Source organism: Marivirga sericea, from assembly GCF_900177665.1.
Lineage (GTDB): Bacteria > Bacteroidota > Bacteroidia > Cytophagales > Cyclobacteriaceae > Marivirga > Marivirga sericea.
The window spans coordinates 883,925-908,530 of the sequence record NZ_FXAW01000001.1 but is presented as its reverse complement, the minus strand read 5'-3'; the positions used below and the strand labels follow the sequence as shown (position 1 = coordinate 908,530).

At 35.9% G+C, this 24,606-nt stretch carries 20 protein-coding genes; all 20 read left to right on the top strand.

Going from position 1 to position 24,606, the window contains the following annotated elements:
* The first annotated feature begins 111 nt into the window (after positions 1 to 111).
* Positions 112 to 564, top strand: a complete 453-nt coding sequence (locus B9Y84_RS03620; protein WP_085515721.1) for a hypothetical protein — start codon at positions 112 to 114, stop codon at positions 562 to 564.
* Entirely contained in the window at positions 561 to 6,077 is a 5,517-nt protein-coding gene (locus tag B9Y84_RS03615; RefSeq protein ID WP_085515720.1) for a LamG-like jellyroll fold domain-containing protein, read from the top strand. The genes B9Y84_RS03620 and B9Y84_RS03615 overlap by 4 nt, the downstream gene beginning before the upstream one ends.
* 12 nt (positions 6,078 to 6,089) lie before the next feature.
* On the top strand, positions 6,090 to 7,277 hold the full coding sequence (locus B9Y84_RS03610) for a caspase family protein (RefSeq protein WP_085515719.1): 1,188 nt from the start codon (positions 6,090 to 6,092) through the stop codon (positions 7,275 to 7,277).
* A gap of 54 nt (positions 7,278 to 7,331) precedes the next feature.
* A complete protein-coding gene (locus B9Y84_RS03605) occupies positions 7,332 to 8,066 on the top strand; it encodes a hypothetical protein (RefSeq protein ID WP_085515718.1) in 735 nt (244 codons plus the stop codon).
* 269 nt (positions 8,067 to 8,335) lie between these two features.
* Positions 8,336 to 9,142, top strand: coding sequence for a polysaccharide biosynthesis/export family protein (locus tag B9Y84_RS03600; protein WP_245830813.1), 807 nt, complete (start codon positions 8,336 to 8,338; stop codon positions 9,140 to 9,142).
* Positions 9,143 to 9,148: 6 nt separating this feature from the next.
* Positions 9,149 to 11,560 (top strand): GumC family protein, encoded by a 2,412-nt coding sequence (locus tag B9Y84_RS03595; RefSeq protein ID WP_085515717.1) that lies wholly within the window; start codon positions 9,149 to 9,151, stop codon positions 11,558 to 11,560.
* A gap of 680 nt (positions 11,561 to 12,240) precedes the next feature.
* Complete coding sequence (locus tag B9Y84_RS03590) at positions 12,241 to 12,768, top strand: transcriptional regulator (protein WP_085515716.1); 528 nt, start codon at positions 12,241 to 12,243, stop codon at positions 12,766 to 12,768.
* Positions 12,769 to 13,122: 354 nt separating this feature from the next.
* Positions 13,123 to 14,187 carry an NAD-dependent epimerase gene (locus B9Y84_RS03585; protein WP_085516032.1) on the top strand — a complete coding sequence of 355 codons (1,065 nt, stop codon included), beginning with the start codon at positions 13,123 to 13,125 and terminating at the stop codon, positions 14,185 to 14,187.
* A gap of 215 nt (positions 14,188 to 14,402) precedes the next feature.
* Positions 14,403 to 15,851, top strand: coding sequence for a lipopolysaccharide biosynthesis protein (locus B9Y84_RS03580; protein ID WP_085515715.1), 1,449 nt, complete (start codon positions 14,403 to 14,405; stop codon positions 15,849 to 15,851).
* Entirely contained in the window at positions 15,826 to 16,527 is a 702-nt protein-coding gene (locus tag B9Y84_RS03575; RefSeq protein WP_085515714.1) for a sulfotransferase, read from the top strand. The genes B9Y84_RS03580 and B9Y84_RS03575 overlap by 26 nt, the downstream gene beginning before the upstream one ends.
* A complete protein-coding gene (locus B9Y84_RS03570) occupies positions 16,524 to 17,600 on the top strand; it encodes a DegT/DnrJ/EryC1/StrS family aminotransferase (RefSeq protein WP_085515713.1) in 1,077 nt (358 codons plus the stop codon). Before B9Y84_RS03575 ends, B9Y84_RS03570 begins: the two co-directional genes overlap by 4 nt.
* 3 nt (positions 17,601 to 17,603) lie before the next feature.
* Entirely contained in the window at positions 17,604 to 18,167 is a 564-nt protein-coding gene (locus tag B9Y84_RS03565) for an acyltransferase (protein WP_085515712.1), read from the top strand.
* A complete protein-coding gene (locus tag B9Y84_RS03560) occupies positions 18,160 to 19,071 on the top strand; it encodes a glycosyltransferase family 2 protein (protein WP_085515711.1) in 912 nt (303 codons plus the stop codon). The genes B9Y84_RS03565 and B9Y84_RS03560 overlap by 8 nt, the downstream gene beginning before the upstream one ends.
* 9 nt (positions 19,072 to 19,080) lie before the next feature.
* Positions 19,081 to 20,256 carry a glycosyltransferase family 4 protein gene (locus tag B9Y84_RS03555; protein WP_085515710.1) on the top strand — a complete coding sequence of 392 codons (1,176 nt, stop codon included), beginning with the start codon at positions 19,081 to 19,083 and terminating at the stop codon, positions 20,254 to 20,256.
* 16 nt (positions 20,257 to 20,272) lie between these two features.
* A complete protein-coding gene (locus B9Y84_RS03550; RefSeq protein ID WP_085515709.1) occupies positions 20,273 to 20,671 on the top strand; it encodes a sugar 3,4-ketoisomerase in 399 nt (132 codons plus the stop codon).
* A complete protein-coding gene (locus B9Y84_RS03545) occupies positions 20,668 to 21,096 on the top strand; it encodes a sugar 3,4-ketoisomerase (RefSeq protein ID WP_085515708.1) in 429 nt (142 codons plus the stop codon). The genes B9Y84_RS03550 and B9Y84_RS03545 overlap by 4 nt, the downstream gene beginning before the upstream one ends.
* A complete protein-coding gene (locus B9Y84_RS03540; RefSeq protein ID WP_085515707.1) occupies positions 21,077 to 21,622 on the top strand; it encodes an acyltransferase in 546 nt (181 codons plus the stop codon). The genes B9Y84_RS03545 and B9Y84_RS03540 overlap by 20 nt, the downstream gene beginning before the upstream one ends.
* 3 nt (positions 21,623 to 21,625) lie before the next feature.
* Positions 21,626 to 22,729, top strand: a complete 1,104-nt coding sequence (locus B9Y84_RS03535; RefSeq protein ID WP_085515706.1) for a DegT/DnrJ/EryC1/StrS family aminotransferase — start codon at positions 21,626 to 21,628, stop codon at positions 22,727 to 22,729.
* A 9-nt stretch (positions 22,730 to 22,738) separates the two neighbouring features.
* A complete protein-coding gene (locus B9Y84_RS03530; protein ID WP_085515705.1) occupies positions 22,739 to 23,809 on the top strand; it encodes a glycosyltransferase in 1,071 nt (356 codons plus the stop codon).
* Positions 23,810 to 23,812: 3 nt separating this feature from the next.
* Positions 23,813 to 24,562: a cytidylyltransferase domain-containing protein gene (locus B9Y84_RS03525; RefSeq protein ID WP_085515704.1), complete on the top strand. Its 750-nt coding sequence runs from the start codon at positions 23,813 to 23,815 to the stop codon at positions 24,560 to 24,562.
* Positions 24,563 to 24,606 lie beyond the last annotated feature (44 nt).

Here is a 24,606-nt window from a genome sequence, read left to right as displayed (position 1 = left end):
TTTATTTTTTCGTACATTAATTAAATTATTTTTTCCTCCCCAAGTAAGTGTTACTCGAACTATATTAGATACGCTATTTTTTCTATCATATTAACTTTTGATTTACAAATAATGGCAAAATTTTATACCATTCTTTTTACTGTTTTGTATTCCAGAAATTATATTGGTCAAGCGCTCATTGCTGATATTCTCTTTAAAGTGGGATCAAAAAAGGGTATGGGTATTATTATTACAGAAAATATTACTAATGTTGCTCCTACCAAAGTTAATTTAGGTATTGAAGCTTCGGATTTCAGTTTTAACGATACTAGTCCCTATATAGATTTTAAAGGCATTTTTGATTTTCGATGTGGAAATAGTATTTCACTGTGGTTCAACCTTGCTGATAATAATTTTCAGACCATATTATCTAACAATCTTTTCGGTCTAGCAGGGCACTTATATGCTGCCACAGAAAATATCCTAAATACCCTTGACGACAATTTTCATTTTATTGTACTCAATCAATTGAATCAGCCTGAAGATGTCCTCAAACGCCCTGATTTAAATTTACCAATCCGATGAAAATAAAATTAATTATTTCTATACTAGTGATTCTTGCAGTGGGATTTGACACATTCGCGCAAGAAGAAGGGCTTGTAGCTCATTATCCTATAATAAGAGATATTTCTGACTTTGTCGGTAATAATACTCCTTCTAACTATATAACAAATTCTGATCCTATACAGCCCTTTAGACAGGACAGGTTTGGGAGAATATCCGCTTATTTTATTGATGAAATAGAGGGGAATTTTGTCGAAGTAAATACCAATGCTGTTTTTGATTTAAAAGATGGTAAAACAATTGCAGCTTGGATACGGCCAGTAGGTTTAGGAACAGCGAGTATATATGAACCTGTTATAAGTAGAGATTGGACAGCGGGGATGGGGAATTATTCCATTGAATTGGAGTATAACACGACAGATGAAACCTACCATCCTGTAATTTATGTTAACGGAAAATACTTCAAAAGTGATGCACAACTGAAGCCGCTAGATTGGCATCATTTAGCTTATACATTCAGTTTAAGCAGTGGAATTATCTTTTATTTAAATGGTGAAATTGTAGATGACTTTAGTATTGAGCCCGAAGATCTGAGTGGTAGCTCAATATATCCACTACGAATTGGTGCTGATCATACAATCGGTGATATTTACACAGGAATGGTTGACGACATAAGATTTTATGATAGAGAGTTGTCTGCTACAGAAATACAAGCATTGGCTCCTGTCGAACCTGAAACCATCGAATTTAATGCAGCTGGTCTGGGAAATGCTTTGAATTTTGACGGAGATAATGATTACGTTAAAATCAATCCTGATTTAAGTAATCAACTAAACGGTGATTTCACCCTTGAATTATGGGTTAAACCCAATATCCCTGGTGTTGAAAGGACAATTTTGGACTTTAGCTTTCTAAGTGCCGAAGTTTTTAGGCTAACAACACGAAAATTTACAATGTTGCAAATTTATAATGTGGAAGAGGATTTAGTTCGAGAAACTGTCAACTTTCCCACTTTGGATAATGATTGGTCTCATTTGACCATACGTTTAGAAACAGCCAAACAGAAATTATCTGTGTTTGTCAACGGAACTGAAGTCGCAAACAATTACACTGATGGTGAGCGGACAGTTGTTGAAAACCCAGGAGATCCCGAAATAACCACGGCTAATCAGCCATGGACTCTTAGGCCAGAATTGAATTTTGGGAATCAATATGAGAAATTTTACTTGGGAAGAAATTCAAGAAATGAAAATCATTTTAATGGACAATTGGACGAATTAAGACTGTGGAATTATAGCCGCAACCTCATCGACATTGAAAATGAGTTCTATAATTCGGTAAATCCTGATAGTGAAGGCTTAGTTACTTATTTTACTTTTAATCAAGGGGATGGAGGAAGAGATAATTCTGCTGTTGAAGGATTAAATGAGTTGAGCTCAGGTGAGAAACAAGAGTTAATGAATTTTGCACTCAATGGGCCAACGTCAAATTTTGTTAACAGTAGCGCAATTAGTTTTTCAATTTTTAATGTTGTCGAAATATCTCAAAATGTAGTGGTCGGTGGTCAAGAGGTTACGGCCTACATTCCTGACTTAGATCCCTTTCGATTCACTAGGCCATTTGTGAACGATATACCTGCAGAAATAGTAGAAAGAAAAAATAATAGTATCACATTTGTAATTCCTCCAGAATCGGAAATTGGTCCCGGATTGGTAAAATTTGCTACGATATCGAGCGAATCCAGAGCATTAAAGTTAACGGTAATTGAAAAAGATAAAGGAGGGAATTTTAGTTATGAAGCACGAAGACTTGAAGCAGGTCTTCAGTTAGCGAATGACATAGCCTTTATTGATTTTAATCAAGATGGATTGCGCGATATAATAGCTTTAGGTAGGAATGAACTGAAGGTTTATTATCAAAACGTTGATAAGTCATTTAAGGCAGGAGAGGTGGTGACAGAGTCTGGTGGTTCTGCAGTTGATGGAGGAAATAGCCTCTGCGTTGCTGATTATGATGCTGATGGCTTAGAGGATATTGCAATTGCCACTGCAACTGGTCCCAAAATGTTATTGACTCAAGGTAGTAATCAAAAATTTTACCAGGAGAATTTATCTACAGCAGGATATAGCACAAGTAATGAAGCGCAAATCGGTGCTGCAGATATAGACTTAGATGGATACACAGATCTTGTGATTTCTTATGTTGGTGATCCACAGGGAGGTGATGGTGCTATTGCTTATTATACTAGTGTTAGAGGGAGCTTTTTCGGCCAATATCTTGAGCCAAAAATTATCAGGCAGCAACTTGGTATCATTTCATTCGATTTTGGAGATATAAATAATGATGGTTTTTTAGATCTTGTGGTAGGCAGTCAAGCTGAGAGCTATCAAGGCTATGAGTATCTTCACAATGGGGTGGATGGGTTTGAATTCAATAAAGCTTATTCAACAGAAACCAGAAGACCAGAGTCGACTATTATTTCTGATTTTGACAACGATGGCGACAATGATATCTTTTTTTCCAATAGGTTGGGGCAGGCCTTTTGGATTGAAAATGAAAATGGAATAACTAACAATAGTGCTAGTATTACTTTCGGCTCAGTTGGTTTTGAAGCCTTATCTGTCGACTATGATGGTGATGGCGATGAGGACTTGATCAGATCAGAAATAGACGGAATTTATATCTATGAGCAAGATGGTATAGCACAGAAAACGTTTACTAGAAGGCTTTTAGCAGACTTTTATATAGCCCCTCGCAATATTCTTGCCGAAGATTTTGATGCAGACGGTGATCTAGATTTTGCGGTTGCTTATGAAGAAGGCGTAGTAGAAATTTATTACCATATATTTTCTGACGCAGATTTTGAAAATTTTCAGGTTCGAGATTCTGTCTCATCAGCCTTAATTGACAGAGATAACCATACAATAAATATTACTGTAAAGAACAATACTATTTTAACCAATATTGTTCCAACATTTGAAATCTCTGAGAAGGCGACCATTACTTTAAATGGAGTAGAACAAATTAGTAAACAAAATGAAGTTAATTTTACTGAGCCCTTAATTTACAATATTACTGCTGAAGACGGTACCCAACAAGAATGGACTGCGCGCTTAAATCCTTTACCAGAGGTCACAGAAATCACAGAGGTGGATGATTTTACTCAAACCGCTGCAGAGATAGAATGGTCTGAGTCAAGTTATGCAGACTATTATATATTGGAAATTACGGAAGGGGTCGGAGGTGAAGACACTCTTCCAAGAGTAGAGGTAACTGAAACAGAATATATAGCTTCCTTATCCGCTGGTATGAATTATAGCGTCCGGGTTAAGGCAGTTAATGCCTTTGGTGAATCTGAAAGATATTCTGAAAAAGTTGACTTTATGACTATACCACCAAATCCTGTTTTAATAGATTCTATTGCTAGCACCTCTACCACTGCCGTTATAAAATGGCTGGAGAATAGAGGTACTGAAAATTATATTTTAGATGTTGCCAGTGATTCCACTTTTAGTGAATTTGCTAGTGGATTTGATGGCCGCTCCCTTAATACGCTTTCGGAAACGGTCTTTGGTCTTACACCCGGTACAAAATATTGGGTAAGGTTGAGTGCCACCAATACTGGAACAGTGGAAGAAGGAGCTTCCGGATTTTCTGAAATACTAACTTTTGTTACTTCACTAGATGCTGCTCCTTTAGCGAAAAATGCCACTGCTATTTCTTCTGCTTCCTTCACTGCCAACTGGGATTTAGTATCAGGTCAAGATATAGAGTATGTAGTAGAAGTAGCTGATGATATAGATTTTGCCAATATCGTAAAGACCGAAACTGCAAACGCGGCTTCCAGTATTGAAATAAGTGACCTGGAAGAAGGCACCTCGCAATGGTATAGGGTGTATGCCGTCAATGCTAATGGAAGAAGTCCATTTTCTAATATCATTTTTGTTGGAAGACCCCTTCAGCTTTCCGAACTATCAGTAACTAGTGAGAAATCCAGAGCTAATACCGAACCGGTTCCTTTGAGCTTTACCGTGAGAGGGGGGCAGGATCCTTATGATGTGATTTTTCGGTATAGAGGAGTACTTTCTACAGAGTGGGAAGAAGATTCCGTAGAGTTAGCGGGAGACGTTTACCAATATAATATTGAAAACTCTCAATTTGATGATATCGGAATTGAATTTGAATTGGTCGTGAATGACGGTTTTAATACGCTTAGAAGTCCTAAAAGCTTTATTTACTGGAATGATGCAGAAAGCGAGTTACCAAGTCTGGATTTAGTAAATGAATGGCAAATCTTTTCAATTCCTTATCAACTAAGTGATAATCTGATTGAAACCATATTTGATGAAATGGGACCTTTTGAGTACAGTTCACAATGGAGGCTCGTCCGCTTCGATGGGGAAAGATACCTAGATGCCGGTGCAGGTATAAATAGAATTGAATTAGGGGGCAGCTATTGGTTTAATACCACGGAGGATGTAAGCATCCAAATCGAAAATGCAACTGTAAATACTGCAAACACATTTACCCTCAGTTTAAATCAGGGATGGAATCAGGTAGGAAATCCTTACAATGTGCCTATCAGTTGGAATAAGGTAAGGCTGAGTAATGGAATAGCTTCTTCAGTTGAGCAGGTGAATTTATATAATCGTCAATCAAGGCAGTTCGTGGAAGGGGATATTATTGAAGCATTTAGTGGTGGATTCATCTGGTCAGATATTGCGCTGGAGGTAGAAATTTCACTTAGAGAGGATAATGCCGCATCCCGTCAAATAAATCAGGAAGTTGCTATTGGGAAAGATATTGATAGCGATAATTGGCTCTTTGAATTAATGATGACCAGCAGCAGCGGGGATACCCTATCTGCACCTGTCGGCATTGGCATTCATCCTCAGGCTGAAAGCGGTAAAGATGAGTTTGATAAAATGCGTCTGCCGAGATTTATAGAATATACTGATATGGCTACGGTTCATCCCGAATATTTTTATCCATACTTTTCGAGAGATATTAAACGAAATGAGAGTGAAGGGAGTTGGCTTTTCACGCTATCGTCTAATCACAGGAAAGAGCTTGTTACGTTGAGGTGGAGCAACGAGCATCTTCAAGGAGCGGTGAGACAGTTGTGGCTGATTGATGAAGAAACTGGCGCTTTAGTCAATCTTGCTGATGAAGAAAGCTATGAAGTCATGCTTTCCGATGCATATAAAATTTCCCTACACTACACAGAAAACAGAAACGTAAAGCCCTTGCCTTTTACCATTCAAATGGGGAATCCCTATCCGAATCCAAGCATGGGTCTAAGCACTATTTCTGTATTGCTGCCAAAAGCAGATACATCCTACGAATTATTACTGGAATTATTCGATCTAAACGGCAAGAAGGTGAGTACCCTTGCTCAAGGACGTTTTGAGTCAGGTTCATACGCCTTCGAAACGGATTTTTCAACGCTTGATCAGTCAAGTAGCGCTGTATTTTTTTACAAACTGTCCGTCAATAGCGAAATAATGGTAAAGAGAGTTATTTTAAATAGATAGAACAAATTAGAGATGACCTATAGAATGTTGAAAAATATTTTCGCTATCACGCTGCTAAGCATATTGTTCATTGGAAGAGTATCGGCGCAAATAGTGGGGGATAAAACAAATCAAATCGTGCTTGATTTTGAAAATGAAAGCATCACGACTTCTTTGCCTTCCATTGAATGGATATATCCTGCGATGGAGTTTACTAACACACAGGAGAATAGAGTAAATGTAAAAGCAAAAATAACTTCAGGAGTGCCGCTTAAAAGTGTGATGCTGAGAGTACTGAATCGGAAAGATGGCACTGCGTTGGGAACCAGGGCAGCAGATATAGATGATCCTTTCAATGTTGAAATAGATCTTTCAATGTATGTCGTAAAAGGCGAAAACTACCTAGAATTAACAGCCGAAAATGAAGAGGGAGGAATCGTGAAAGATAACCGGAGCATAAGAGTTGGGCTCGATGCCATAAGTGATGCAGTCATGATTGATAGAAAGGATTACGCCTTGCTCTTTGCCACTAACAGATATGACAATTGGAACGACCTGGTGAATCCCATTTTCGATGCAGAGGCGATAGGAAAAATATTAGAAGAGGAGTACGGATTTATAGTGGAGATTGTAAAAGATGAAGAACAAAATGAAGTCATGACCAAATTAAGAGAATATGGGCAGCGGAAGTACAAACCACAAGACCAACTATTTATCTTCTTTGCAGGGCATGGAGTTTATGATGAAGTGTTTGGCGAAGGCTTTGTGGTAGCCAGCAACTCTAAAGTGAATGATGTAAGTAAAAATAGTTATATATCTCACAATAGGATCCGTAGTAATATTAACAATATCCCCTGTGAGCATATTTTTCTCAGCATGGATGTTTGCTTTGGTGGAACGTTTGATCCATTGTTGGCCTCAAGCCGATCAGCCCTTTATGATGATATAGATGACAAAGCTTATCTGGTGAAGAAGCTTTCAAAGAAAACACGGAAATACCTTACCTCGGGTGGTAAAGAGTATGTGTCTGATGGGGTGCGTGGTTCACATTCACCTTTTGCTAAGAATTTTCTGGAAGCCTTAAAAAGCTATGGTGGTTCGGACAGAATTCTAGTGTTGGACGAAATCAAATCCTTCATGGACCGCTCTAAAACAACTCCAAGATTTGGAGAATTTGGAAGTGATGAAAAAGGCAGTGATTTTGTGTTTGTTGCCAAATAGCGAAAATGAAGAAGTTAGCCTATAGAAATAGTTGAAAAAATTAAATAGATACTGATGAAAAAGATTTTCTTGTTCATGTTTGCTTTAAGTTTTATAAGCAATATTGCCTTTTCACAAAAAGTTGAAATCAATACGGTCAAAATTAATGGGGGCGAACTTGAAATACATTACAATCTTGTTGATGAACGTATTGATCGATCGTATGCCATAAGCTTATATACTTCCAAAGATAATTTCATACAACCTATGAAATCAGTGAAAGGAGATATAGGGATTGATATTGTTCCTGGAAATAACAAAGTGGTAAAATGGAACGCAAAAGAAGAGTTAGGATCCGATTTTAAAGGCGATATAGCAGTAGAGTTGAAGGGTAATTATTATGTGCCCTTTATTACACTTGAAGGTATCCAAGAGGGTAGGGAGTTTAAGAGAGGGAATAAATACGATATTGTTTGGTCAGGCGGTAGAGGAGACAACATCCTGAATTTTGAATTATACAGAGGCGAAAACCTGGTGTCTTCTTTTGAGAAACGTCCCAATACTGGTAAAACCAGTTTAGACTTCCCTTCCATGGTCAAACCAGGTGATAATTATTATCTCAAAGTAAGTGATACTAAGAATCGTGATGATGTAATCCTTACAGAAAATTTTTCAATCAAGAGAAAGTTTCCTCTGAGCCTGCAAGTAGCGGCAGGTGCTGTGGTCGGTGCAGGGCTTGTTATACTCATTCAAAGTCTTATTCCAGAACCTGAGTTTCAAATAGGGGACCCACCTGATCCATCACGATAAGCAATTACAGTTGGGAGTTTTAAAAGTAAGCATGAGAGGGGTGATTGTTTTTTCACTTCCTTTCGGAAAGAAGTATAACAGATAAATGGTGCGTGAGCACGAGATCAGCTTCTTTTTGCTAAAAGCTTATGGGTTCTAGTTTTTTCTATGTTGATCAACGGCTTTTAATATATAATTGTAAAACTCATATCACCTAATCCATAATTAATCCATTCGTAATTCGTAATTCGTCATTAAAAATCCTTACTTTTGTCATTTGAAAAATTAAAATGTTGATTAGAAATATTACATTGTTTGTGCTTGTGGCGGTACTGTTTGCTTCCTGCGTAGGAAATAAACGATTAGTGTATCTACAAAAAGATGATTTATACGAAGATCAGCCTAAAGAAACTGTTTTAAGGGAGTACGATTTAACTTATCGCGATTATAAAATTCAACCTCAGGATATTCTATCGGTTCGATTTAAAAGTTTGACAGAAGAAGATTTTGACATCTTTAGCGACTTTGGAATGGGCGGCGGCAATATGGCAGGAGGAGGCCAGGGAATGATTGGCTTAATGGGTGAATTAGTAGACCCCCAAGGCCAGATTGGTTTTCCTGTTGTGGGGAAAGTCAAAGTGCAAGGCATGACTATTTTTGAAGTCCAGGATACACTTCAAAGTATAGCGGAACAATATGTAGAAGATCCAACAGTTAAAGTACGTTTGTTGAATTATCGATTTACAGTACTTGGCGAGGTGAATGGAGAAAAAATTGTTACTACGCAAAATACAAGAATTACTTTTATGGAAGCCATAGGAATGGCTGGAGGGCTCACGGAACTTGCGAGCAGAGATAATGTGAAAGTGATACGACAAAAAGGAGATACTGCAGAAATTTTTTATATTAATTTACTTGAAGAAGACTTTATTGAATCTGAAAAATTTTATGTCTATCAGAACGATATTATTATCGTGCCACCATTGCGGCAAAGACCCATTAGACGATATTACAGTCAAAATTTAAGTTTACTACTTTCTTCAGTTTCTGCTGTGTTATTTATTGGGAGTTTTTTCGGTTTAAGCGCTACAAGATAAAAGATATTGGATAATCAATTTAACCCATACAGTTCTGATTTTGCCGACCCTAGCATGGGTACCCCTTCGTCCGAAGGGAATCAATTAATAGACTTTAAGAGGGTCTTATATAAAGTCATTAAATTTTGGTATATCATTGTGATTACCTCCCTCATTGCCTTGTCATCTGCCTATATTATTAACCGCTATAGCACTCGAATCTATCCTGTTACTGCTTCTATTATGATTAAAGAAAATCAAGAGGAAGTCGGTGCGAAATTTTTGTATAACAACGCCATTTCAGACCCTTACAGGAATTTCTATAATGAAATGTATGTCATTAAATCTTTTCCACTAATCCGGTCGGCCATAGAGGAGTTGAATTTTGAGGTGGCCTATTACCGGGAGGGTGAAATAAAAAGTTCAGAATATTATAATCCAAATTTTCCTGTCGAAGTCAAGCCTGAAGATGGAAGTCAATTACCTTATGGTAAATCTGCAGGGATTACTTTCCTTAATCAAAAGCAATTCAAACTTTCAAATCTTTCGATAACTTCTGATGATAATGAAGTTAGAACAGAAAAGATATTTCAATTTGGAGAGTTAGTACCAATAAATGGACATAAGGTCATCTTTAATAATAATGGAGCCATTGCAGAAGGAGATCTTGACAAATATTTTGTTCTTAGATTTGATGATCCTGAAAGCATTACAGGTCAATACCAATCCAAATTAACTGCTAAATGGGCCGAACAGGGTTCTTCCGTTTTGAATCTTAGTTTGAATGGACCAGAGCCTAGAAAGGAAATCGATTTTTTGACTACTTTTATTGCGAAATATCAAAAGCTTGATATTGATAGAAAAAACCAAACGGCGAGCCAGACTATTCAATTTATCGATGATCAACTAAATGGCATTTCTGACACTCTGCAGTTTTATGAGCAGAAGTTGATGGAGTTTAAGAAAGATAATGTAGTGACCAATATGGACGGAGAAGCCGTTAGAATCTATGAAAACCTAAGGGAAATCGAAGAAGCGGCCGTACAATACACTGTTCAAGAACAGTACTATGATTATCTGCGGAAATTTTTAAGAAATCCTGATAATGCTATGGAACAGGTAGTAACACCTCAAAGTGTGGGTATCGAAGACCAAGTAATTGCTGAAATGTTGGGTAAACTTTTGAAATTAGATGTTGAAATCAAGCGTTTTCAGCAAAAGGAGAAAATTGCTAATCCTGTTTTGGAAAATAAAAAGCAAGAAATGCAAGCTCTTCGAACCAATATTTTAAGCAGTATCAAGACCTTGAAAGAAACTCGCGGCATCATGCAAAAGTCGGTTAAGCGACAGCAGCAAATATTGGAAGAACAACTGAAATTGCTTCCAGGTTTGCAGCAGGATTTTATTAATATCAAAAGAGATTACTCCTTTAGGGAAGGCTTGTATACTTTTTTAATGCAAAAGAGGGCTGAAGCCGCCATTTCAAAAGCATCTACTACCAGTGATATTAGAACTATAAACCCACCTAAGTTGGCTGGTGGACCAATCACACCTAAAACCAGTCAAAATTATTTAATATTTTTGGTGATTGGTTTAGTGATTCCGATAAGTTTTTTTATTGTTTTAGAGTTGTTCAACAACAAAATTCAATCTAAAGAGGATATAGAAAGAGCAACCTCCATTCAAGTCATAGGAGGAATTGGACACAAAAAATTACAAGATAATCTAGTCGTATTTCGTAAACCGCGTTCTGCAGTTGCAGAATCTTTTCGCGCATTACGCTCGAACTTAAATTTCTATACGGAGGGAAAAGAAAAAAAGATATTTTTGGTGACTTCATCCATTTCTGGTGAAGGTAAAACCTTTACAACCATTAATTTAGCCACTGTTTTAGCACTCTCTGGAAGACCAACTTTATTAATAGGTGCCGACATGAGAAGACCTAAGATATTTGATGATTTTAAGCTTCACAATGAGTTTGGTTTGAGTAATTTATTGTCAGGTCAAGCGGAATTGCAGGAAGTGGTGCAAAAAACAGAGGTGGATAACCTCGATTTATTAAGTGCTGGTCCGATTCCACCCAATCCAAGTGAGTTGCTGATGAAAGATATCATGAAAAATAGCTTGGATAAGGCATTCAAAACTTATGATTTTATCATTATTGACTCTCCACCCATTGCCCTGGTGACAGATGCCTTTGTTTTGTCGAAATTTGCAGACCATACCCTCTTTATGGTAAGACAGGATTATACCCCAAAAGAGGCAGTGGTTGCAGCAAATGAATTATACACCAAAGGAAAAATTAAGAATCTTAGTATATTGTTTAATGACATTAAAAAAGCGGGACCAGGCTATGGCTATGGCTATGGCTATGGCTATGGTTATGGCTACGGTTATGGGAAAGAAAAAAATGGTCACGGCTACTATCAAGAAGGCTAATTTTAATTGCGAATTTCGAATTTTTTAATTATAAATTGGATAGCTGATAACGTCATTGCGAGCGCAGCGAAGCAATCTAATGCTTGCTTGATCCACCTAAAGATTGCTTCATCCTAAAGTAATTTGAAATGACGTGCAGAACAATTGGCTGATAATTGTATTTCCTCAACTTTCTCTATTTAAACGTATTGAACGTGTTTAGCCCATTTCAGCTTCCCGATAAGTGGGGACAGGTGAGCTGAATTATTTTTTGTTCATTGCGTCTTGGCGCCTCCCGACCTATGGTACGGGACAGGTGATGCGGTTTCACATGACTTTAGGTCATAAAAAGATATCTATTTCTTACATTGGGATACAATTTTTCCTTCACTTATTGCAATTCAAAAGTAAATCACATAACTTTATAAATGAGTAGTTATTCTACTCGTTTTCTAATTATTCTTAGGTTGCTGATTAGGTCTTGCAATGGGACTGAAAGGGCGAAGCTTTATTTAATTAAAATTAATAATTAGTTAATTAGTAATTGGCGCCATAGTATAGTGCCTGCGAAGATAAAGGTCAGTACCGAAGGTCAGACCGATATAAATTGACTTCCCACTTCCAACACCCAACTTCCATCGTAAAATTACAAGTGATAGAATTCATCAGTTTGTTAAGAATTACCTTCCTGTGTTAAAAAGATGCTCGAAACATTAGTCACCTCAAAAACCCGAATAAAGCTTTTGCTGAAATTCTTTCTGAATTCGCAGACGAAGAGCTATTTACGTTCTTTGGAAGGTGAATTTGGGGAAAGTACGAATGCCATTCGCCTGGAGCTCAATAAGTTTGAGGAAGCAGGTATGTTGAAGACGGATATGGAGGGCAATAAGAAATTGTATCAAGCCAATACACAGCATCCTTTGTTTGGTGATATCCATAATATTATGAAAAAGTATATTGGAATTGATCGGGTAATTGAACAGATTATTGGTAATGTGGGAGAACTGGACAAAGTCTATCTGATAGGGGAGTATGCGAAAGGTGTGGACAGTGGTATCATTGATTTCTTATTGGTTGGAAGTAAATTTAATTACGATTACATAGCCAATATGACAAACATAGCAGAAAAGAAAATAGATCGTAAAATTAGATTTTTGTATATGAACCCGGAAGAGTTTGTTGGGCAAGTGCCTACTGCTGAGGCGGGACTGCTTCTTTGGGAGAACTAATTAAGAATTACGAATTATAAATTTTGGAATTACGAATAAACCAGCTCGGAGCGTTCCCGATGAAAATGCGGGACAGGCTACTGCCAGGTACGAAGCAATCTCAATGAATTTTCAATAAAAAAAATGCTATTCAAATCCTTCGACTTTGCTGTTTCGTTTTTCTTAAAGCCTAAGGCTTTTGGCGGACTCTCGCAGAGACGCTAAGACGCAGAGACCTCGCAACGTTAACAAAAAAGGAACTTTTGAATACACACGAAATAATTGAAATGTTTTACTTTTCTTTGCGTAAACTTTGCGCCTTAGCGTCTTCGCGTGATATTTAAACAGCCTCGGGCTGAAAAAAAAAATATAAATTTGAAAAAGATACTTGTAACCGGCTCTGCCGGATTTATTGGCTTCCACCTAACCAAAGCCCTCCTTGAGCGAGGCGATACTGTAATTGGTTACGACAACATCAACGATTATTATGATGTGAACCTCAAATACGGTCGCCTCAATGAGCTCGGCATCAAAAAAGACAAGGTAAAAGAGCATCAGTTAGCGTCTAGCGAGCTATACCCTAATTTCCGCTTTGTAAAAGCAGACTTATGTGACCGCGAATATTTAAATCAGCTATTTAAAGAAAATAAGTTTGATTATGTAATCAACTTGGCAGCTCAAGCAGGGGTACGTTATTCCGTAGAAAACCCACAGGCTTATTTAGATGCCAACGTACAGGGCTTTCTCAATATTCTAGAGGCCTGTCGACACTATCCGGTAAAGCATTTAGTTTACGCTTCTTCCAGCTCGGTTTATGGCAGCAACACCCAAATGCCTTTTTCTGTGCATCATCATACTGATCACCCTTTGTCACTTTATGCTGCCACCAAAAAGAGTAACGAAATGATGGCGCATACTTATAGCCATTTATTTAATATTGCTACAACAGGAATTCGGTTTTTCACCGTTTACGGCAGTTGGGGAAGACCCGATATGGCATTATTTTTATTTGCGGAAGCCATCAGAAAAGGAGAAAAAATCAAGGTTTTCAACCATGGGGAAATGGAAAGGGACTTTACTTATGTGGGGGACATTGTAAATGGTGTAATGGCAGCACTTGATAAGCCAGCGACAAGCAATAAGGAATTTGATACCAATATACCTGATGCAGGGAGTTCCAATGCGCCTTACCGGCTCTACAATATTGGCAACAATCAACCGGTAAAACTGATGGACTATATTGAGGCCTTGGAAAAAGCCATGGGCAAAAAAGCTAAAAAGGAATTTTTACCTATGCAGCCCGGTGATGTGCAAAAAACTTATGCTGATGTGAAAGACTTGATCAATGATTTTAATTATCACCCGAATACACCATTGGAAAAGGGGATAGGGAAGTTTGTGGAGTGGTTTATTGCTTACAAAGATTCTAAATTAAAATAAAAAAAGCCAAAGGCTTTAAGGAGACTCACGCTGAGCCACAAAGGTGCGGAGACGCCTCAAAATTAAGAAAAGTATTTTTACTTTTCTTTGCGTAAACTTTGCGTCTCTGCGGCTTAGCGAGAAAATTAATCAGCCTTAAGCTGCAGCTTAGTATTTAAAAAGCACTTAATGACACAGAATTTATTCTCAACTATGAACAATATATTAATAAATAATTGAGCTCACTTAAAAAACGCTCAGCCACCGCTTTAGCCTGGGATATGGGAGGAACCATTATGCGACAGGGAAGTGGCTTTATTATCTCCATTTTCCTTGCTCGATTGCTCGATCCTGCTGAGTTTGGCTTGGTGGGCATGGCTATGGTTTTTATAAGCATTAGTCAGGTTTTTATTGACGTAGGTTTTTCATCTGCTTTGATCCAAAATAAGGAGAATAATAATTTAACGTATAGCTCTGTTTTTTACCTAAATGTATTTGCTGGCCTTGTTTTAACAGTTGTTTTTTACTTAGCGGCTCCTTTGGTAGGCGCATTTTATGAAAGCACACAAATTACAGAACTGGTACAGTGGCTTTCATTGATTTTTGTTTTCAATTCCCTTAATCTTGTTCAGCAGGCCATCCTACAAAGGGAATTAAATTTCAAAATATTGACTCTGCGTTCAGTAATTGCCAGTGCAATCGGGGGTGTATTGGGGGTAATATTTGCATTTCAGGGTTATGGTGTTTACGCTTTGGTTATTCAACAAATTAGCACAGCAATTCTAAATACAATTTTATTGTGGACTACTTCAAAATGGAAACCTGACCTTAATTTTTCATTCATTGAGGTAAAAAAGTTAACAGCCTTTAGTTCTTTTGTGTTTTTTGACCGATTTATTTCTACCATTTTTCAAAGAATAGATATCTTAATGATTGGTAAAGTGTTTTCTCCAGCAACCTTAGGATTTTATACACGAGCTATGTCTCTTCAGCAGCTTGTTACTACTTATTCTTCAGGGAGCCTCACGAAAATTTTTTATCCAGTGCTTTCAAAATTGCAAGACGATGTAAGTGAGTACTCAAGAGTCTATTTCAAGGTAATCTCTGTAATTTCTTTTATTAGTTTTTTACTTACAGGTATGCTGTATGTTATGGGAGAAGACATAATAATTATACTATTTGGACAAAAATGGTACCCATCTGTACCTATTTTTCAAATACTAATCATTGGGGTGTGTACCTATCCATTAAATTCAATGATGATTAATGCTTTTATGAGTAAAGGAAAATCCAGAGAGAATTTTTTAATAGGGATTTTCAGAAAACTGGTTAGGGTGATTCCCTTATTAATAGCCTATTTTTATGGCATATATGAGTTTACAATTGGAGTAGTGATTACTTACTATTTTTTAACAGTTACAAATATCTATTTTTTAAATAGATATACTGGTTTAGAAATTAAAAAGCACTTTCGAAAGATTTTTGAAGGCATTTTGCCATTGGTGATCATTATTTTCTTGTGTCAATTGCCTTATTTTGACGATTTATTAAAAAGGGCATTACTTTGTGTTTTATATATAGTAGGCTACTTGCTTTATAGTCATATCATAAAATCGGAAGGTTTTTTATTCATTATTACAAATTTGAAATCTAAGTTCTATGCTAAAAATAGGCCTAATCAATAAGTTGAAGGATATTATGGAGGATTATTTAAACCCTCTTAAATACAAGAATAGGCAAAAGTATTTTTGTATAGGCCTCAATAAAACGGGTACTACGTCTTTAAAAAAAGCTTTTCTAGATTTGGGGTTTAAGGTGGGTAATCAAAGAAAAGCCGAAAGGCTTTTAGGTGACATTAAAAGTAAGAATTACAGTACTTTATTAAAGTATTGTGATACTTCAGAGGTATTCCAAGATGTTCCTTTTAGCTTTTTTGATATTTATAGGGTGCTCTACGATAAATATCCTGATGCTAAATTCATTTTGACTGTCAGAGATTCTCCAGAACAATGGGTAGACTCTATCACAAAGTTTCATGCAAAGAAGTTTTCAAGTAATAGTGTGGCTACTGCACAGGAATTAAAAACCGCAAATTATGTTTGGCCCGGCTGGATTTGGGAGGCTATGGAGTATAACTTTAAAATATCTGATGATGATCCATATAATCGGGAAAACCTTGAGGAAAAGTATATAAAATATAATGAAGAGGTGAAGCAATTTTTCGGCACATCAAAAAACTTTATAGAATTGAATTTGTCTCAAGGAAAAAGCTATCAGAAATTTGTTAATTTTATAAAAGTTGATTCACCTTACTTAGATTTTCCCTGGGAAAATAAGACTGAAAATATAATAGCAAAATGATTCCAGTAACCAAACCATATCTTCCCCCTATAGAAAAATATCAGCAATATGTCTCCGATATTTATCAAAGACAGTGGCTTACGAATAATGGACCCTTGGTAAACGAATTTGAATTAAGCTTAAAAGAATATCTGGGGCTAAAACATTTATTGTATGTGAGCAATGGAACCATTGCATTACAAATTGCTATAAAGGCTTTGAAGCTAAAAGGGGAGATTATTACTACCCCATTTTCTTATGTAGCTACTACAAGCAGTATAGTTTGGGAAGCTTGTACACCAGTATACGTTGATATTGATGCCTCAACCTTGAATATTGACCCGGCTAAAATAGAGGCCGCAATTACACCGAAGACATCAGGAATTTTGGCTACCCATTGCTTTGGCAATGCATGTGACATTGATGCTATTGATGAGATTGCGAAAAGGCATAATTTAAAAGTAATCTATGATGCGGCTCATTGTTTTGGTACAAAATATAGAGGAAGGAGCATTTTTGAATATGGTGATATCAGTACCTCTAGCTTGCACGCTACTAAATTAATGCATTCCGTTGAAGGTGGATTGCTGTTTACGAAAACACCAGAATTATTAAAGCGAATGGCTTATATGCGTAATTTTGGGCACGATGGACCTGAAAAATTTAACGGTGTAGGTATTAATGGCAAAAATTCTGAGTTTCATGCAGCTATGGGGTTGGCGGTACTGGATGATATTGACTTGATCCTAGCAAAAAGAAAAGAGTTGTCACTTAATTATGATGAAAAGCTTGCTACATTTATAAGTGATAAGCCTCAGATACAAGAGGGCTGTACTTTTAATTATGCTTACTATCCTATCATTTTCTCATGTGAACAAGCGCTTTTAGATGCTAAAACTGAACTAGAGAAAAATGAAATATTTCCTAGAAGGTATTTTTATCCATCATTGGAGAGCCTTGAATATGTGGAAGGAGATTGTCCTAATTCCAAAGAAATCGCTTCAAAGATTCTCTGTCTGCCTATTTTCTATCACTTAACTAAGGCAGAACAAGATATGATAGCAAGGTTATTACTTAGAATACAAAATAATTAAACTATGGCATTTTTATCAACGGAAAAACTCAATGAGATTGGATTTAAATCATTAGGTGAGAACGTAATGATCTCCGATAAAGTATCTATTTATAATCCTAAAAACATTCAAATTGGATCGAATGTAAGAATAGATGATTTTTGCATACTGTCTGCAGGAGAAAAAGGAATAAGCATAGGGAATTATGTTCATATTGCTTGTTATGTCTCGCTAATTGGAAAAGAATTAATTGATGTGCAAGATTATGTCGGGATCAGTTCCAAATCAGCTGTTTATTCTAGCAGTGATAATTACAGTGGAGAGTATTTGGTGGGCCCAACAATACCTGACCAATATAAAGATGTAGATCATCGACCTGTAATCTTCGAAGAGTTTTCTCTCATAGGTGCAGGCTCTGTTATTCTACCAGGTGTAACTGTAGGACGAGGTACTGCTGTAGGTGCTCTGTCTTTGGTAGTGAAAAGTTTAGATTACTGGGGGGTTTATATTGGTTCTCCTGTAAAATTTATCAAAGAAAGAAAAAGAGATCTTATTCAGAAAGCAGAACAGCTGAAAGCTAATGATTGAAGAAGAAAAGGTGATGGTTTCTGTTTGTATAGTGACATATAAGCATGAGGCTTATATTAAAGAAGCTATAGAAGGAGTTTTGAATCAGGAGGTTGATTTTAAGGTAAATTTATTGATTGGCGATGATTGTTCTCCTGATAATACCAGTGCAATTGTCGAAGAGATGATGGCAAACCATCCTAATGGTCATTGGATCACCTATATTAAGCGAAAAGAGAATATTGGGATGATGCCCAATTTTATTGATCTGCTCGAGCGCTGTTCTGGAAAATATATTGCATTGTGCGACGGGGATGATTATTGGACTGATCCTCTGAAATTACAACAACAGGTTGACTTTTTGGAGAATAACTCTGAGTATGTGATTAGTTTTCATAAATCGGTTAATTATGATTTGAAGCACCTTAAAAATGAAAGGGTTTTCTACGGTGACTTGAAATCAGATAAGACTGTTGATCAAAAATGGCTTGCGGCAGGTATTTATATACCAACTGCCACCTCTTGTTTTAAAAACAATTTTACACTTCCTGATAATTTTAATAAAGTTAAAAATGCAGATACTTTTTTGTGGTCAATATTAGGTCATCAAGGAAAAGCTATCTTTCAACACGATATTAATCCATCTGTTAGAAGAGTTCATCAGGGGGGTGTTTTTTCTATGAAAGACGATGTTTACCGTTTTCAGCAAATGCTTCATTCTTACAAACAAATGTTATCGGTTACTGATGATAGATATAAAACTTATCTTAAAACCAAAATTTGTAAGACCTATATCATGTTATCGAAGGCTTATTTGAAGAAATATAATTTAGGTAAGTCTATTCCCAACTTTTTGCAATCGCTTTCATTTCTTCAACTCAATCAATATGGGCTTAAGAGCTTTTTGAAAGTTTTAATTTCATAAGTATTAAATATGAATATTTTACGAGTTGTCCCTTATTTTCGGCTACCTGAAGCTAATATTTTTGAAAAATCAGGCTTTTCTCAAACAATATATGAATTAAATGAAGTGCAGATTAAAAGACATCATAATGTTTTTTTATTTTCTGGACATAGGAAAAATTACAAAAAGAATAAGTTAGAGATAATAAATGCACTTAATCATGTCAACTATATAAAGGCCATTTGTAATGGATTTATTTTGTTTATTAAGTATTTCAAATTTTTTTTAAATCTTGATGGTGCAAAGGGATTTAAGGTTATCTTCGGTAATTTAGTCAAAGCAGATGCTCTTTCTATTATTTTAACAAAAAAGGCAATAGATATTATCCATATTCACAGCTTAGATGATAATATTATTCCATACCTTTTGAAAATTATCGATAAAAAAAAGAAATTTATTGTTACACTACACTTTCGATATCCATTAAATAAATTGAAATATCAACTTTTGTTAAAACTTATTGCAAAATCTGATGGTCTTATTACTGTAATAAGTAAAGAACTTCAAAATGATATCTATAAACTTGGTTTCAATAATGATATTTCTGTAATCACTAACGGGTTTAATATGTCAGGGAATGCTGATTTGAAATATTCAAAAAATTGTAGTGTATTTAGCAATAAAGATTATAAATATTTGTTGTTCGCTGGTAGCCTAACAAAGAGAAAAAATTTGACCTTTTTAGTTGAAAATTTGGACTTATTACCCAAAAATATAAAATTGGTAGTCTGTGGTGATGGTCCATTACGTAATGATTTAATTACTACTTCAGAAAAACTAGGTTTTTCTGAAAGAATTATTTTTTTAGGTGACATTGACTATGCTGATATGCCTTTTTTTTATAAAAATGCTGATTTGGTTTGTGTGGTAAGCATGTCTGAAGCATTTGGAAGAATGTTTATTGAAGCAGCCTCTGTTGGAACACCTACCCTATGTTTTCAGGATTTGGAGGCGACATCTAATTTAAAGGGAATTAAGGGGTTCTTTACCGCACCAAGAGATAAAGATATATTTTTTGCTAGAATCATTGAGATTTTAAAGCTTAAGCTAAAGAAGAGTGAAATTATTGATTCTGCTTTACCGTTTGATTGGGTGGAGATTAATAAAGATTACGAGAAAGTATACAGAGAATTTATATTAAATTAGACTAATAGACATTTCAATGGAATTATTACACTTTCCTAAAATTGAAGATCCTAGAGGTAATCTAACTTTTCTTCAAAAGCCAGATCAAATTCCTTTTGAGATCAAAAGAGTTTTTTGGACTTATGATGTACCTGGTGGAGAAACTAGGGGAGGTCATGCATATAGAGAGCAAGAGGAAGTGATCATTGCTTTAAGTGGTAGTTTTGATGTAATAATAAAAAACGCGAATGGCGAGCTTGATAAGTACTCCTTAAATAGATCTTATTATGGTTTGTATCTCCCTGCGTTAACATGGCGTCATATGGAAAACTTTTCTACAAATGCGTTAAGCTTGCATTTATCAAGTACTGAATTTGAAGCCTCTGATTATATCAGGAAATTCAACTTGTTTAAGAAATTGTCATTAAAAAAATGAATAAACCGAGTGTTTTTGATTGTCAGATGATACATTTGCCTCAGTTGGGAGACCGACAAGGTCACATAACTGTAGTTAATGGGTTAAAGGAAATCCCTTTTGAGGTAAAAAGAATTTTTTATTTATATGATATTCCTGGCGGTGAGTCGCGTGGAGCCCATTCACACAAGGAGTGTCATCAATTTCTAATTGCGGCAAGTGGTGCTTATGAGGTATTGATAGATGATGGAAAAGTACAAAAAGTAGTTTCCCTAAATAGACCGACTATAGGTTTACATATTCCGCCAGGCATATGGGCATCTGAAATTAATTTCTCTTCAGGTTCGGTATGTCTCGTATTGGCTTCACATGAATACAATGAAAAGGATTATATTCGTGATTATAATGACTTTAAAAAATATGTAGATGATACACAAGACAGCTGACGTACAATCTGATAAAATTGGAATAGGCACGTATGTTTGGCAATATTCTATAATTTTAAAGGAAGCCAAAATAGGTCAAAATTGTAATATCAACTGTCACTGTTTTATAGAAAATGAGGTAGTCATCGGGAATAATGTGACTGTAAAAAGTGGCGTTTATATTTGGGATGGAATTACTATTGAGGATGATGTTTTTATTGGACCCAATGTGACCTTTGTGAACGATATTTACCCTAGGTCAAAACAATATCCTGAAAAATTTGTCTCCTCTATTATAAAGGAAGGAGCCTCCATTGGAGCGAATTCGACCATTTTGGCCAATGTAATAGTTGGAAAGTTTGCGTTAATTGGAGCTGGCAGTGTCATTACAAAAAATGTTCCTGATTTTACTTTATGGTTAGGAAACCCAGCAAAACAAGTAGGATTTGTCACCAAAGAAGGTGTTACACTTAACTTGGATTTAATCGATAAAAAAACTGGCGAACAGTATGCTTTTAATACTGCTAATGAACCCACAAAAAAATAATTAATGAATATTCCTTTCTTTTCTTTTGAAGGAATGCATCCTGCTATCAAAGGCGAAATGCAAGAAACATTTGAAAAATTTTATGATTCAAACTGGTACGTTTTGGGAGAATTTACCAAGCAATTTGAACAGGATTTTGCAAAATGGAGCAATGTTAATCATGCTGTTGGGGTTAGTAATGGACTAGATGGATTGATACTCGCATTAAGGTGCCTAAACTTAAACAAGGGAGATGAAGTGATTGTGCCCTCAAATACCTACATTGCTTCAATGCTTTCTATCACGCACAATGGATTAACTCCGGTTTTAGTGGAACCTAATAGAGAAACCTTTAATATTGATCCCGATCTCATAGAAGAAAAAATCACGGAAAGAACTAAAGCTATTATGCCAGTTCATCTATTTGGCCAACCCTGTGAAATGGATAAAATCACTGGCATTGCTAAAAAACACAACTTGTATGTGGTTGAAGATAATGCCCAGGCCCATGGTGCCCATTATGATAATAAAAAGACAGGGAGTTGGGGTGACGTGAATGCCACTAGTTTTTATCCTGGTAAAAATTTAGGAGCTTTAGGAGAAGCTGGTGCAGTAACAACGGATAATATTGATTTTGCTACAAAAGTTAAGACCTTGAGAAATTACGGGTCTAATACAAAATATTATAATGAAGAGTCTGGCTTTAATATGCGAATTGATGAACTGCAAGCAGGGTTACTCTCAGTTAAGTTAAAATATATTGAGAAATGGACTAGAAAAAGACAAGAGATTGCCAATTGGTATTTTGAAAGTCTTAAAAATTTGAGAGAAATAGAACTTCCTGTTATTTTACCGAAAGCTACTCATTCCTTTCATCTTTTTGTTATTAAAACTAAACGTAGAGATGAGCTAAAAGAATATCTTGCTCAAAAAGGAATTGGTACATTGATACACTATCCTGTCCCTCCTCATTTGCAAGAAGCGTATAAGAAATGGGGATGTACAATAGGTGATTTTCCGATTGCTGAAGAACTGGCAGATTCAAGTTTGAGCTTACCATTATGGCCTGGGATGACTAAGAGCCAAACTAAGCAAATAACTAAAATAATTAGTGATTTTTTTGCTTAAGATTTGGGTATGAAAATACTGTTGTTAGGTGACTTTAGCGGTCTAGGTATTAATTTAAAAAATGGTCTTATGAATGCAGGACATGAAGTTACTATTGCGTCATCTTCTGCTGATTGGCGTAATTTTAGCTTTGATATTAACCTCAATCATAGAAAAACAGGTTATAAAAGAGTTTTTTATGATCGTTTAAAGCCCTTTAATCTGCTTTCTAAATTAACTGGTTTTGATATTATACAGTTGATTGATCCATTTACATTCTACTTAAAGTACTTTCCTAGTAAAATATTTTACAAAATTCTATTTAATAATAATGGAAAATCTTTTTTAGGTGCGTCTTCAATGGATTCATATTTTTGGAAATACTCCAAGGAGTATATGAATTATACGCCATATGAAGAAATGAGGAAATTTGATTGGAATAGATTTCTTGATTTCAAAATTAGTCAGGAAGCATTTGATTTTAATAGGTTCATTGCAAAGCAAGTTGACGGAATTATCCCAGTAATGTACGATTATGAAGGAGGGTACAGGAAAGAATTTAGCGATAAAGTTAAGACTGTACCTCTACCGTTAACTATTAAGGAAGAGTTAGTTGAAAAAGTTAAACCGTATAAAAAACTTGTTTTTTTTCATGGTTTGAATCGTTATGGTTTCAAGGGAACTAGAATTATTACCGAGGCTTTTTCAGATATGACAAAGAAATATCCTAATGATTTAGAATTTAATATCAGCGATAAAATGCCAATAAATGAGTATTTGAAAGTTCTTGATAAAACACACGTAGTGGTAGATCAAGTAAACAGTTATTCCTATGGAATGAATGCATTATATTCAATGGCAAAAGGGAAAATAGTGATGAGTGGAGCAGAAAAGGAAGCCTTGTCCGCAATAGAAGTAGAAGAATGCCCTGTTATTAATATTAGGCCCGATAAAGAATCTATTAAAGCTGAAATCGAGAAGATTTTAGATCTAAAGCCTACAATATTTGATTTAGGAATAAAAAGTCGAGAATTTGTTGAGAAATATCATGACGCGGATAAAGTCGCTTTGGAGTATTTAAGTTTCTGGTCTAAATCATAATGCATGGAAATTAAAATCATAATCCAAGCCCGTCTTTCCTCCACCCGTATGCCAGGCAAAGTGTTGCTTGATTTTGTAGAAGGTGAAAGTATATTGAAGCTGCAGCTACAATCACTCAAGGAATTAAGTTTCCCCGTGAAGATAGCAACCACCACTAATCCTAAAGATGGCGCCATAGAAAAGTTCGCAGAAAAGAATCAAATCGAGCTTTATAGAGGTTCGGAAAATGATGTGCTTGAACGATTCATTGCGGCCACCCAAGCAGATTATATCGTTCGTATTTGTTCTGATAATCCCTTTCTGGATGTAGTATCGATACAAGAATTCATTACAAAAATGGAAGAGGGAGTTGATTATATTTCTTTTTCCAATCATCATGGCATTCCAGCTATTAAAACCCATTGGGGGGTATTTGCTGAAGTGGTCAGCAGAGAGGCCTTGCTCAAAGCGCATCAAGAAACAGCAAATCATCCAGAAGTAGCTTTCTACAGGGAGCATGTCACCAATTATATTTACGATTACCCGGAGAAATTTAAAGTGAAATTATTAGAAGCTCCTAAGGTCATTAGAAATAGAGATGATCTCCGTTTTACCATTGATACCCCGGAAGATTTTAAGAATATGCAGCAACTTTATCAGATTATCAAGAAGGAAGGAAGTGATTTTTCTTTAGAAAACCTTGTGAAGACTGCTGATGCACATCCGGAGATTAAGAAAGTGATGGGTGAGGGGATTGCTCGGTTCAGCAAGTGAAAAACTAACCGCAGAAGCCGTCCCGCACTGAAAGTCGGGAGACG

Bases quoted from the DNA above. Each gene is read 5' to 3' on its own strand.
- B9Y84_RS03535 (WP_085515706.1), top strand. From the start codon at position 21,626: ATGAATATTCCTTTCTTTTCTTTTGAAGGAATGCATCCTGCTATCAAA.
- B9Y84_RS03620 (WP_085515721.1), top strand. From the start codon at position 112: ATGGCAAAATTTTATACCATTCTTTTTACTGTTTTGTATTCCAGAAAT.
- B9Y84_RS03525 (WP_085515704.1), top strand. From the start codon at position 23,813: ATGGAAATTAAAATCATAATCCAAGCCCGTCTTTCCTCCACCCGTATG.
- B9Y84_RS03575 (WP_085515714.1), top strand. From the start codon at position 15,826: ATGCTAAAAATAGGCCTAATCAATAAGTTGAAGGATATTATGGAGGAT.
- B9Y84_RS03610 (WP_085515719.1), top strand. From the start codon at position 6,090: ATGACCTATAGAATGTTGAAAAATATTTTCGCTATCACGCTGCTAAGC.
- B9Y84_RS03565 (WP_085515712.1), top strand. From the start codon at position 17,604: ATGGCATTTTTATCAACGGAAAAACTCAATGAGATTGGATTTAAATCA.
- B9Y84_RS03590 (WP_085515716.1), top strand. From the start codon at position 12,241: ATGCTCGAAACATTAGTCACCTCAAAAACCCGAATAAAGCTTTTGCTG.
- B9Y84_RS03560 (WP_085515711.1), top strand. From the start codon at position 18,160: ATGATTGAAGAAGAAAAGGTGATGGTTTCTGTTTGTATAGTGACATAT.
- B9Y84_RS03545 (WP_085515708.1), top strand. From the start codon at position 20,668: ATGAATAAACCGAGTGTTTTTGATTGTCAGATGATACATTTGCCTCAG.
- B9Y84_RS03540 (WP_085515707.1), top strand. From the start codon at position 21,077: ATGATACACAAGACAGCTGACGTACAATCTGATAAAATTGGAATAGGC.
- B9Y84_RS03530 (WP_085515705.1), top strand. From the start codon at position 22,739: ATGAAAATACTGTTGTTAGGTGACTTTAGCGGTCTAGGTATTAATTTA.
- B9Y84_RS03605 (WP_085515718.1), top strand. From the start codon at position 7,332: ATGAAAAAGATTTTCTTGTTCATGTTTGCTTTAAGTTTTATAAGCAAT.
- B9Y84_RS03570 (WP_085515713.1), top strand. From the start codon at position 16,524: ATGATTCCAGTAACCAAACCATATCTTCCCCCTATAGAAAAATATCAG.
- B9Y84_RS03600 (WP_245830813.1), top strand. From the start codon at position 8,336: ATGTTGATTAGAAATATTACATTGTTTGTGCTTGTGGCGGTACTGTTT.
- B9Y84_RS03555 (WP_085515710.1), top strand. From the start codon at position 19,081: ATGAATATTTTACGAGTTGTCCCTTATTTTCGGCTACCTGAAGCTAAT.
- B9Y84_RS03550 (WP_085515709.1), top strand. From the start codon at position 20,273: ATGGAATTATTACACTTTCCTAAAATTGAAGATCCTAGAGGTAATCTA.
- B9Y84_RS03615 (WP_085515720.1), top strand. From the start codon at position 561: ATGAAAATAAAATTAATTATTTCTATACTAGTGATTCTTGCAGTGGGA.